The organism is Streptomyces sp. NPDC007162 (genome assembly GCF_040634175.1).
In the GTDB taxonomy this organism is placed as follows: Bacteria; Actinomycetota; Actinomycetes; order Streptomycetales; family Streptomycetaceae; genus Streptomyces.
In genome coordinates, this window is sequence record NZ_JBEYFC010000281.1 from 1 (window position 1) to 11467 (window position 11467).

Consider the following 11467-nt stretch of genomic DNA (forward strand, 5'->3'; position numbering starts at 1 on the left):
GGGTCGTGCAGCCCTCCAGGGCCTCCAGGGCCGTCAGCCCCGCCCGTGCCGACGCCGCTCCGCGTGGTGCGCGGGCGGTCGCGAGGACCGCCCGTGCGTCGTAGTGGGCGATCGGCCAGTCCGAGCCGAGGGCGACCGTCGCGCCCGCGTCGCGCAGGTCGCGCAGGCGCCAGGCGTGCCGGGCGCGTGCGGTGCCCAGTCGGCGGGACCACTCGTCGGTGCCGTCGGCCCGGGTGTACGCGGTGTGCGGCGGCTGCATGGACGCGGCCACCCCCAGCTCCGCGAACCGGGGCAGCAGGTCGTCCGGCGCCGTCTCGATGTGCTCGATGCGGTGCCGGCCCGCCGCACCCGCCCCCAGCCCCGCCACCACGTCCAGGACGTGCCGTACCGCCGCGTCCCCGATCGCGTGCGTGGCCGTGCGCACCCCGGCCGCGTGCAGGTGCCGTACGGCGGCCGCGTAGGCGTCCGGGTCGGGCCAGAACGCCGCCGTCCCCTGCCCGTGGCAGTCCGCGTGCTCCAGCCAGGCGGTTCCCCCTTCCACCGTCCCGTCCATGAAGAACTTCACCCCGCCGACCGTCCAGTGCCGGCCGCCCTGCCCCTGGGCCGCGACCAGTTCCGCCAGCCCGGCCTCGTCGACGCCCGGCATGCACCAGGGCGCGAAGCGCAACCGCAGCGGCAGGACGGTCTCCTCGGCCACCGCCCCGACCAGCTCGGCGTCCCCCGCGTCCATGACGTGCGCCCCGGTCAGCCCGGTCGCGGCCATCGCGCCCAGCAGCTCCACGAGCCGCCGCCTGCGGGCCGCGTACGACGGGCGGGGCATCACCCGCTCGACCAGCTGCATCGCCGCGTGCTCGATCAGGTGCCCGGTGGGGCGGCCGTCGGCGTCGCACACGATCTGCGACCGCTGCCCGAAGGCCCGCGCGCCCGTCAGCCCCGCCGCGGTCAGCGCCGCGCCGGTGGCGAGGGCCGAGTGCCCGTCGTACAGCCGCAGGAAGGCGGGGGCGCCGCCGAGTACGTCCTCGACGAGCGCGCGGTCCACCGGTCGCCCCTCGAACGCGTTGTGGTCGAGGCCGAAGCCGATCACCCAGCCGTCGACGCGGTCGGCCCCGGCGAGCGCCGCCTTCAGGCCCGCCAGGCCGGTCACCCCCGACAGGTCGGCGCCGGTCGTCATGTCCAGTCCCCACACGGGGTGGCTGTGCGCGTCCACCAGTCCCGGCACCAGATGGGCGCCGTCCAGGTCGACGACCTCGGTGCCGGGCCGCCGCCAGTCGGACACGTCCCGTTCGTCGCCCACGGCGGCGATCAGCCCGTCGCGTACGGCGACGGCGGTGGCGCGGGGCCGGGCGGGGTCGAGGGTGCGGACCTCGGCACCGGTGAGGACCAGGTCGGGGGCGGTGGTCATGGCTGGCTGGGCTCCTTGGTTGCGTACGGTCATTCGGTGGCGTCGGCGGGCTCGGCCGCGAAGTCCGCGTACACGGCGGGCCGTGAGCGGCGCAGCCACCACGCGAGGCCGAGACCGGCGACGAACACGGCGGGCGCGATCAGGATCAGCAGGGTGTTGACCGCGTCCGACGCGCCGGTGAACAGGTCGATGTGCGTGATGACCAGGCCTATGGCGGTGGCGAGCAGGACGGCGGCGACGGTCGGGGCGAGCACGGTGCGTACCACGCCCTCCTCGTGCCGGACCCGCCGGAAGTAACAGGGCACGGCGATCGCGGCGAGCAGCTGGAGCACGAACAGGCCGATCATCCCGGGGGTGTTGACCCACAGCAACAGCTGGTTGTACGGGTCGGCGCCGGCCGCCCAGAAACCGCCCACGACCACCAGGCCGACCACGGTCTGGGCGGCCCCGGCCAGGTACGGGGAGCGGTGGCGGGGGTGGATCGTGCCCAGCCGTCTCGGCAGCACGCCCTCCTCGGCGAGAGCCAGGGCGTACCGGTTGATCGCGTTGTGGAAGGCGAGGAGGGAGGCGATGATGCTGGTGACGATGAAGACGTGCATCAGGTCGGCCGCCCAGCCGCCGACGTAGCTGGTGATGGCGGTGAAGAAGAGGCCACCGGGGTCCTTGGCGGCGGCCGCGATGACGTCCCGGTCGCCGAAGGCCTGGATGACGATCCACACCATGAAGGCGTAGAAGAGGCCGAGGAACGCGACGGCCACGTAGGTGGCGCGCGGCACGGTGCGCTCGGGGTCGCGGGCCTCGCGCCGGTAGATGACCGTGGACTCGAAGCCGGTGAAGGCGGCGAAGGCGAAGGCGAGGACGACGGCCGTACCGGGGACGAGGACGTGGCCCGGGGCGAAGGAGGCGGCCGACAGGCCGTGCGCGCCGCCCTTGACCAGCACCCCGCCCGCGAGCAGGACGAGGATCCCGGTCTCGGCGACCAGCAGCACGCCCAGCAGCTTGGCGCCGAACTCGATGGAGCGGTAACCGCCGTAGCCGATGAGGAGCAGCCCGGCGAGGGCGATCGGCAGCCAGGGGACGTCGACGCCGAAGAGGGCCTTGGCGGTGTCCCGGCCGGCGCTGCCGAGCAGGCCGTAGACGCCGATCTCCATGCCGTTGTAGCCGATCAGCGCGAGCAGGGCGGCGCCGATGCCGACGGGTCGGCCGAGGCCGCGGGTGATGTACGCGTAGAACGCGCCGCCGTTCCTGATGTGCCGGCTCATGGTGGTGAAGCCGACGGCGAAGACGGCGAGGGTGATGCCGGCGATGAGGTAGCCGGCCGGGGCCCCGATGCCGCCGAGCAGGACGGCGAGGGGGGCCACGCCGGCCATCACGGTGAGCGGGGCGGCGGCGGAGATGACGAAGAAGGCGATGTCGGCGGTGCCGAGCGAGCCGGAGCGGAGCGTCGCCGTGGCAGGCGGCGTGGTCTCCTCGCGAGCGGTGACGGACATGGAGGGAGCCCTTCGAGCGCAGCGGACGGGAGGGTTCCGGGCGTGCGGGGTGACCGGCGCTACCGGGGCAGGGGCTGCCCCGGACCCGTAAATCTAAAGCCTTTCGGTTTTGGCAATGTAGCCTCCTCCTGGACATCCGGGAAGACCTGTTTCACACCTTCGGGGGAGAGCACACTGATGGGACGGCCACGCACCCCGCTCCTCGACCGGGAGCGGATCACCACGACCGCATTGCAACTCGTGGACGAGCAGGGCGACTTCAGCGTCCCCCAGATCGCGAAGCGGCTCGGCACGCAGGCCGGCTCGCTGTACCACCATGTGGACGGCCGGGACGGCATCGTCGAACTGCTGCGGGAGCGGGTCACCTCCGCGATCGACCCGTCGACCCTGGACCTGGCCCCCTGGGACACCGCCCTGGATGCCTGGGCCCGCTCCTACCGGGCCGCGTTCGCCGCGCACCCGAGGGCGATCCCGCTCCTGATGACGTCACCGGTGCGCGCGCCCCGGGTCCTGGAGCAGTACGAGCGGGCGGTCACGGTGCTGCTGGCGGCGGGCTTCGCCGCGGCGGACGTGATGCCGCTGCTGATCGCCGTGGAGAACCTGGTCCTGGGCTCGGCACTGGACCTGTCGGCCCCGGAGGCGATGTGGGAGCTGACGACGGACGTACCGACCCCGCACCTGGCCCAGGCGCTGGCAGCGGTGGGCGACGGCCGCGCGGACCGGGCCTTCGAGGTGGGGCTCGCAGGCCTCGTGAACCACGCCAGAGCGTTGCTCGGGGCGCCCCTCTAGGGGCGCCGGGCTCCGACCTCTCAGGCGCCGTAGAAAAGCTCCTCCACCACCGCCCTGGCCCGACGCGCGGTCCGCCGGTACGCGTCCAGCATGTCCCCGGCGTGCCCGTCCCCGTACCCCAGGTACCGCCCGACGGCGGCCAGCTCCCGGCTCTCGGTGGGGAACGTGTCCCCCGCCCGCCCCCGCACCAGCATCACGGCGTTGCGCACCCGGGTGGCCAGCACCCACGCCTCGTCCAGGATCCCGGCCTCCTCGGCCCCCAGCAGCCCCGCCGCCTCCGCCGCGGCCAGCGCCGCCCGGGTCCGGGTGGTCCGCAGCCCCGGCTCGGTCCAGCCGTGCCGCAGTTGCAGCAGCTGCACGGTCCACTCGACGTCGGACAGCCCGCCCGGCCCGAGCTTGGTGTGCAGTTTCGGGTCGGCGCCGCGCGGCAGCCGCTCGGACTCCATGCGTGCCTTCAGCCGCCGGATCTCGCGCACCGCGTCCTCGCCGAGCCCCCGCGCCGGATACCGCAGCGGGTCGATCAGCTCGACGAACCGGCGCCCCAGCTCCTCGTCCCCGGCGACGGGCTCGGCGCGCAGCAGGGCCTGCGACTCCCACACCAGCGACCACCGGCGGTAGTACGCCTCGTAGGACTTCAGCGTGCGCACCAGCGGCCCGGACTTGCCCTCGGGGCGCAGGTCCGCGTCGATGAGCAACGGCGGGTCGGCGCTGGGGATCTGGAGCAGCCTGCGCATCTCGGCGACCACCTTGTTGGCGGCGTCGGCGGCCTCCCGTTCGTCCACGCCCTCCTGCGGTTCGTGCACGAAGACGACGTCCGCGTCGGAGCCGTAGCCCAGTTCGTGGCCGCCGAACCGGCCCATGCCGATCACGGCGAACCTGGTGGGCAGGGTGGCGCCCCAGCCGTCGCGGACGACCGCGCGCAGGGTGCCGGCGAGGGTGGCCGCGGTCAGGTCGGAGACCGCCGCGCCGACCCGGTCGACCAGGGCGCCCTGGTCGGCCTCGGCGGGCTTGGTCTCGGTGCCGTAGGAGTCGACGATATCGGCGGCGGCCGTACGGAACAGCTCACGGCGGCGCACACCGCGCGCGGCCCGCACCCCGTCCTCGGCGTTGTCGGCGCGGCCGGCGGCGGCGAGGATCTCCTGCTCCAGCGGACCGCGGCCGCGCGGCTCCAGGCCGCCCCCGTCGCCGTCGCCGAGCAGGGCCACCGCCTCGGGGGCGCGCATCAGCAGATCGGGGGCGAGGCGACCGGCGGAGAGCACGCGCGCGAGGTTCTCGGCGGCGGCCCCCTCGTCCCTGAGCAGCCGCAGGTACCAGGGGGTCTTGCCGAGCGCGTCGGAGACCTTGCGGAAGTTCAGCAGGCCCGCGTCGGGGTCGGCGGAGTCGGCGAACCAGCCCAGCAGGACGGGCAGCAGGGTGCGCTGGATGGCGGCCTTGCGGGTGACGCCGGAGGCAAGCGCCTCCAGGTGGCGCAGGGCGGCGGCCGGATCGGTGTAGCCGAGCGCCACCAGGCGTTCCCGGGCCGCTTCGGCGCTCAACCGGGTCTCGCCAGGGGCGAGTTGGGCGACGGCGTCGAGCAGCGGGCGGTAGAAGAGCTTCTCGTGCAGGCGCCGTACGACGCCCGCGTGCCGCTTCCACTCGCGGGTCAGCTCGGCCACCGGGTCGGTGCGCAGGCCGAGCGAGCGGCCGAGGCGGCGCAGGTCGGCCTCGTCCTCGGGGACCAGGTGGGTGCGGCGCAGCCGGTAGAGCTGGATGCGGTGCTCCATGGAGCGCAGGAAGCGGTAGGCCTCGTCGAGCCGGGCGGCGTCCTCGCGGCCGACGTACCCGCCGGACGCGAGGGCGTGGAGCGCGTCCAGGGTGGTGCCGGAGCGCAGCGAGGCGTCCGCCCTTCCGTGCACCAACTGCAGCAGCTGGACGGCGAATTCGACGTCCCTGAGGCCACCCGGCCCGAGTTTCAGCTCGCGGTCGATCTCGGCGGCGGGGATGTTCTCCACGACCCGGCGGCGCATCTTCTGCACGTCGACGACGAAGTTCTCGCGCTCGGCGGCCTTCCAGACCAGGGGTTCGAGCGCGGCGACGTACTCCGCGCCGAGGTCGAGGTCGCCGGCGACCGGGCGGGCCTTGAGCAGGGCCTGGAACTCCCAGGTCTTGGCCCAGCGCTGGTAGTAGGCGAGGTGGCTGCTGAGGGTGCGGACGAGGGGCCCGTTGCGGCCCTCGGGGCGGAGGTTGGCGTCGACGGGCCAGATGGAGCCCTCCACCGTCGTCTCCGAGCAGATCCGCATCATGTGCGAGGCCAGCTTGGTGGCGGACCGCAGCGCCTCGGCCTCGTCGGCCTCGCCCGCGGCCTCGCCGACGAAGATGACGTCGACGTCGGAGACGTAGTTCAGTTCGTGGCCGCCGCACTTGCCCATGGCGATCACCGCGAGCCGGCAGCGGGCGGCGTCCGAGGGCGCGGCGCTCTCGGCGAGCGCGAGGGCGGCGCGCAGGGTGGCGGTGGCGAGGTCGGCGAGCTCGGCGGCGGTCTCGGCGACGTCGGTGGTGCCGCAGACGTCACGGGCGGCGATGGACAGCAGGCAGCGCCGGTAGGCGACCCGGAGGGAGACGGGGTCGCCGGCCTCGGCGAGGCCGCGTTCGAACTCCGCGACTCCGGGGTGCAGGTCGCGGGGCTCGTAGGTGACCAGGGCCTCCCAGTCGCGCGGGTGCCGGGCGAGGTGGTCGGCGAGGGCGGCGGAGGCGCCGAGGACGCCCAGCAGGCGGTCCCGCAGCGGCTTGGCCGCTATCAGGGTGTCGAGCAGCTCGCGGCGGGCGGTGGGTCCCGGCTGGGCCTCCAGGAGCCGTACCAGGCCGTGCAGGGCGAGGTCGGGGTCGGCGGTGGCACCCAGGGCTTCGAGGAGCACCGGGTCGTCGCGTACGGCGGCCAGCTCGGCGCTGTCCAGCAGCCGCTCGGCGGCCGAGGCATCGGTGAAGCCGTGCCGCAGCAGCCGCGTGAAGGTACTGCTCCTGCGCCCCGGCGTCATCTGCGGCCTCCCCTGGGATCACGGTGCTGGTCAGACGAGACTAACCGGAGCGGCCCGGGCCGGCCTCGGGCGCGCGGTGGGTGAGACGGACCGGCTGTGGGGTGGCCGGGGCGCGGCGCTGGTGCGGCAGGGGGGCGGTGAGCAGTTCCGTCATCGTCCGGGCCGCCTGCGCGGCGCTGTCCGCGCAGCAGTTGTTGAACAGGACATGGACCTCTTCGGCCTGCTCGGCCAGGGTGCGCAGGCGCGGCAGCCACTCGGTGAGCTCGGGGACGGTGTAGGTGTGGCGGAAGCGGTCCTCCTTGGTGCCGGTGCCCCAGTGCGGGCTGCGTCCGTGGAAGCGGACGACCGCCAGGCGAGGGGTGGTGACCTGGGCCGTCGGAGGGAGGGAGCCGGGCAGGCCGCGGGCGGTGTCCACGGCGACGGCGGTGGCGTCCAGGTCCCGCAGGAACGCCGTCGTACGCCCGCTGCGCCACCAGTCGGGGTGGCGGAACTCCACGGCGAACGGCCAGTCGCGGGCGCGTTCCCTGGCGGCCCTGACGGCGGCCTCCGCGGCGGGGCCGGGGGCCAGGGAGGGCGGGTACTGGAAGAGGAGGGTGCCCAGGCGGCCGGAGCGGCGCAGGGGGTCGACGGCCTCGGCGTAGCGGGCCCAGACCTCCGCGCGCAGGCCTTCGTCGCGGGGGTGGCCGCGCAGGTCGGCGGGGAGGGCGGCCGGGCGGGTGGGGTGGCCGGTGAGGAGGGAGAACGCCTTGACGTCGAAGCGGAAGCCGTCCGGGGTGCGGTCCGCCCAGAGCCGGGCGGTGCGGGCGGCCGGGAGGGCGTAGTACGGGGAGTCGGCCTCGACGACCGGGAATTGGCCGGCGTAGTGCCGCAGCCGGCCCTCCGGGTCGCGCCGGCCGGGCGGGTACCAGCCGCTCGCCACCAGGGCGCGGTCGGTCCAGCCACAGGTGCCCACGAGGATGCGTGCCATGGGGGCGCAAGTACCCGGCGTTCACCGGCTCTTCACCCACGGGGTCGAATCCTGTGAGCCGTGGGAGTCTTGGCGTGTGCATGCTCTGTCCGCACCGCCACCCCGCAACTCCGTCCTCTCCCCCGGAGGTTGATGTGTCCGGCAGTTCCGCACGTTCGGCGAAGCTCCGCCGCGCCCGTACGGCGGTGGCCTCGGCCACCGCCTTCACCGCGGCCGCGATCGGCCTGTGGACCGGGCTCGGCGGCACGTCCGCGCACGCCGCGAGTGCCGTACCGACCCCCGACCACGTGATCGTCGTGGTCTTCGAGAACCACGCCTACAGCCAGGTCATCGGCTCCTCCAGCGCCCCCTACATCAACTCGCTGGCCACCGGCGGCGCCAACCTGACCCAGATGTACGCCGAGACCCACCCCAGCCAGCCCAACTACTACGCCCTGTTCTCCGGCTCCACCCAGGGCGTCACCGACGACAGCTGCGTGAAGCCCGGCTTCTCCTCGGCCGCCAACCTGGCCTCCGAGCAGCTCGCGGCCGGCCGCACCTGGGCCAGCTACAACGAGACCCTGCCCAGCCAGGGCTCGACCACGTGCAGCAGCGGCAACTACGCGCAGAAGCACAACCCCTGGTTCGGCTTCAGCAACGTGCCGACGTCGACCGCGAAGACGTTCGCCCAGTTCCCGACCGACTACTCGACCCTCCCCCAGCTGTCCTTCGTCACCCCCAACCTGTGCAGCGACATGCACGACTGCTCGGTGTCCACCGGTGACACCTGGCTGAAGAACAACCTGGGCGCGTACGCGACCTGGGCCAAGACCCACAACAGCCTCCTCGTCGTCACCATGGACGAGGACAACCGCCTGGCCGGCAACCGCATCCCGACCGTCCTGTACGGCCAGCCGGTGACCGCGGGCTCGACCTCGTCCACCACGTACGACCACTACGACCTGCTGCGCACCCTGGAGGACAGCCAGGGCCTGGCCGCGCACGCGGGCAACGCGGCGTCCTCCTCCGACATCACCGGGATCTGGGCGTCCTGACGTGTACGTAGCGGACAGCCGCGCGAGCGACCCGACGGCGTCCGTGGAAGGTACCGCCCGGCCCGCGACGGCCGGGCGGTACCGCACCACGATCGCCCCCACCGTCCTCGCCCTCGGCACCGTCAGCCTGATCACGGACGTCTCCTCCGAGATGGTCACCGCGGTCCTCCCGCTGTACCTGGTGACGGGCCTCGGCCTGTCGCCCCTGGGCTTCGGCCTCCTCGACGGCGTCTACAACGGTTTCTCGGCGGTCGTACGCCTGGTCGGCGGCCACCTCGCCGACCGCGGCGGCGGCCGCCACAAGTGGGTGGCGGGTGCGGGCTACGCCCTCTCGGCCCTGTGCAAGCCCCTCCTGCTGGTCGCCCACACCCTCACCCCCATCGGTCTGGTCCTGGCGGCGGACCGCACCGGCAAGGGGCTGCGCACGGCTCCCCGGGACGCCCTGATCTCGCTCTCCAGCACCCCGGAGACCCGGGGCCGCGCCTTCGGGGTGCACCGCGCGATGGACACCGCGGGCGCGCTGCTCGGCCCACTGGCCGCGTTCCTCATCCTGCGGGCGGCGGTGGACGGCTACGACGCGGTCTTCACGGTGAGCTTCTGCGTGGCGGTGCTGGGCGTGCTCATCCTGGTGCTGTTCGTACCGGGCGGCGGACACGGAACCGACACGACGGGACCGGCACCGGGCAGCGGGCGCGGGACCGGCACGTCCGAACCGGCCACGGCGGGCGGCGGGCGCGGGGCCGGCACGTCCGAACCGGCGCCGGGCAGCGGGCGCGGGGCCGGGACGTCCGGGACGGTGGCGGGCAGCGGGGGCGGGGCCGGGCGTGGGATCGGTGCTGCGGGGTCGCGTCCCACGCTGCGGGCGGCGGTCGGTCTGCTGGGCCGTCGTGACCTGCGCCGGATCACCGTCTGCGCGCTGCTGCTCGGCCTCGCCACGGTGAGCGACTCGTTCGTGTACCTGCTGCTGCAACGGCGCCTCGGCGTCACGGACCGCTGGTTCGCCCTGCTCCCCCTCGGCACGGCGGCCGCGTTCCTCGTCCTGGCCGTCCCGCTCGGCCGGCTGGCGGACCGCTGGGGCCGCTGGCGGGTGTTCCTCGCGGGCCACGCGGCCCTGCTGCTCGCCTACACCCTGCTGCTCACGTCCTGGCACGGCGCGGCGCTCCCCTACGCGGTCCTCGCCCTGCACGGCACGTTCTACGCCGCGACCGACGGGGTCCTGATGGCGGTCGCGTCGGACGGCGTGCCCCGGGAACTGCGCTCGTCGGGCCTGGCGCTGGTCCAGACGGGCCAGGCGGGCGCGCGTTTCGTCTGCTCGCTGGCGTTCGGCGCGGCGTGGACGCTGTGGGGCGACCGTACGGCGCTGCTGGCGTCCACGGGTGCGCTGGCGGTCTGCGCCGCCTACGCCCTCACCCTCCGCCCCTCCCGGGAGGCAGCCGTATGACCCTGAGGTCCCGCATCCTGATCCTCGCGTCCGCCCTCGCGGTGCTGGGGGCGATAGCCCTGGCCTCCGTCCTGCACGCGTCGGCACGGGCGGAGCGCCGCGACCACCCGCAGACGGGCGCCGCGAAGGTCACCCCCGGGACGGTGACGCTGACCGCCCCCGGCCGCATGATCTTCCGCAACATGGCCTGGGGCCCGCACCGCGACGAACTGACCACGACTCCCGCGTCGGCCCCCTCCGGTCCCCGTACCTCCTCCGGCGTCAAGTGCCTGCGCTTCTACGCCGCGGCGGGCACGGGCGTGTGCCTGCAAGCCGTCCACGGCCCGGTCTCGGACACGTACCGGGCCCTGATCCTGGACGCCCGCCTGCACCCGAGGGCGCACTACGACGTCCCGGGCATCCCGTCCCGGGCCCGGGTCTCCCCGTCCGGCCGCTACGCCGCCTGGACGGCGTTCGTGGGCGGCGACTCGTACGCGGGCACGAACTTCTCCACCCGTACGGCGATCGTGGACACCCGTACGGGCACCCTGATCCCGTCCCTGGAGGCCTTCCGCGTCGTCAAGGACGGCAGGACCTACCACGCGGCGGACGTCAACTTCTGGGGCGTGACCTTCGCCCCGGACGACACCACCTTCTACGCGACGCTGGCCACGAAGGGCTCGACCTACCTGGTCCGCGGCGACCTGCGCACCCGCACGCTCACCACCGTCCACCCGAACGTCGAATGCCCGTCCCTCTCCCCCGACGGCACCCGCATCGCCTACAAGAAACGGGTCCCGGGCCTCCCGAAGGACGCCCCCTGGCGCCTGTACGTCCTCGACCTGAGGACGATGCGCGAAACCCCGCTCGCGGAGCCCCGGAGCGTGGACGACCAGGCGGTGTGGAAGGACTCCCGCACGATCGTGTACGCGCTGCCGGGGGACTACGGCGCGGACCTGTACGAGATACCGGCGAACGGCACGGGGACACCGCGCCGCATCAGCGTCTCGGCGGTGTCCCCGGCGTTCGTCCGCTGATCCGGGCGGTCTCAGACCGTCTGCGGCATCTTGACCATCTCGCACCCGGCGGGCACACCGTGGCCGGTGTCGATGTCCCGGCAGACGTGCGCGCCGAGCGGCTTGCTGGTGGTACCGGTGCCGTAGAGCAGCGGGGTGAGGAACCGGGACGGCGGGGCCCCTGACGCCGGATGGGGTCGGTGCTCCTGGAGCACCGACCCCATCTGCGGGAAAGGCGGGAGAACCTACAGCACCGGCAGGTTCTTCCGCAGCTCGAAGGCGGTCGATGATGCAGGCTGTGCTCCTCGATGAGGGCCCGGACCGGCCCGGCCGGC

Annotated in this window: 9 protein-coding genes; 4 read left to right on the top strand and 5 right to left on the bottom strand. The window is 74.1% G+C overall.

The annotated features are described in order from the left end of the window. On the bottom strand, positions 1-1402 hold a 1402-nt coding region (locus ABZ646_RS28110; RefSeq protein ID WP_360524553.1), incomplete at its 3' end, for an amidohydrolase family protein. Between the two features lie 29 nt (positions 1403-1431). Further along, entirely contained in the window at positions 1432-2892 is a 1461-nt protein-coding gene (locus tag ABZ646_RS28115) for an APC family permease (RefSeq protein WP_360524556.1), read from the bottom strand. A gap of 177 nt (positions 2893-3069) precedes the next feature. Here ABZ646_RS28115 and ABZ646_RS28120 point away from each other — a divergent pair, with 177 nt between their 5' ends. Next, positions 3070-3681 carry a TetR/AcrR family transcriptional regulator C-terminal domain-containing protein gene (locus ABZ646_RS28120; RefSeq protein ID WP_360524559.1) on the top strand — a complete coding sequence of 204 codons (612 nt, stop codon included), beginning with the start codon at positions 3070-3072 and terminating at the stop codon, positions 3679-3681. 20 nt (positions 3682-3701) lie between these two features. On the opposite strand, the gene ABZ646_RS28125 is transcribed toward ABZ646_RS28120, so the two are convergent. After that, positions 3702-6695, bottom strand: a complete 2994-nt coding sequence (locus ABZ646_RS28125) for a bifunctional [glutamine synthetase] adenylyltransferase/[glutamine synthetase]-adenylyl-L-tyrosine phosphorylase (protein WP_360524562.1) — start codon at positions 6693-6695, stop codon at positions 3702-3704. 40 nt (positions 6696-6735) lie between these two features. Beyond that, entirely contained in the window at positions 6736-7662 is a 927-nt protein-coding gene (locus ABZ646_RS28130; protein ID WP_360524565.1) for a DUF72 domain-containing protein, read from the bottom strand. A gap of 134 nt (positions 7663-7796) precedes the next feature. Between ABZ646_RS28130 and ABZ646_RS28135 the strand changes: the two genes are divergently transcribed. From ABZ646_RS28135 to ABZ646_RS28145, 3 genes are read left to right on the top strand one after another with little or no spacing between them, the layout of a single operon-like run. After that, a complete protein-coding gene (locus ABZ646_RS28135) occupies positions 7797-8696 on the top strand; it encodes an alkaline phosphatase family protein (RefSeq protein ID WP_360524568.1) in 900 nt (299 codons plus the stop codon). Positions 8697-8739: 43 nt separating this feature from the next. Continuing rightward, the gene (locus ABZ646_RS28140) at positions 8740-10137 is read left to right on the top strand and encodes an MFS transporter (protein WP_360524577.1); all 1398 of its coding nucleotides are present in this window, start codon (positions 8740-8742) and stop codon (positions 10135-10137) included. Then, positions 10134-11153: a TolB-like translocation protein gene (locus ABZ646_RS28145; RefSeq protein WP_360524571.1), complete on the top strand. Its 1020-nt coding sequence runs from the start codon at positions 10134-10136 to the stop codon at positions 11151-11153. The genes ABZ646_RS28140 and ABZ646_RS28145 overlap by 4 nt, the downstream gene beginning before the upstream one ends. Positions 11154-11164: 11 nt before the next feature. On the opposite strand, the gene ABZ646_RS28150 is transcribed toward ABZ646_RS28145, so the two are convergent. Continuing rightward, the gene (locus ABZ646_RS28150; protein WP_360524574.1) at positions 11165-11347 is read right to left on the bottom strand and encodes a hypothetical protein; all 183 of its coding nucleotides are present in this window, start codon (positions 11345-11347) and stop codon (positions 11165-11167) included. Positions 11348-11467 lie beyond the last annotated feature (120 nt).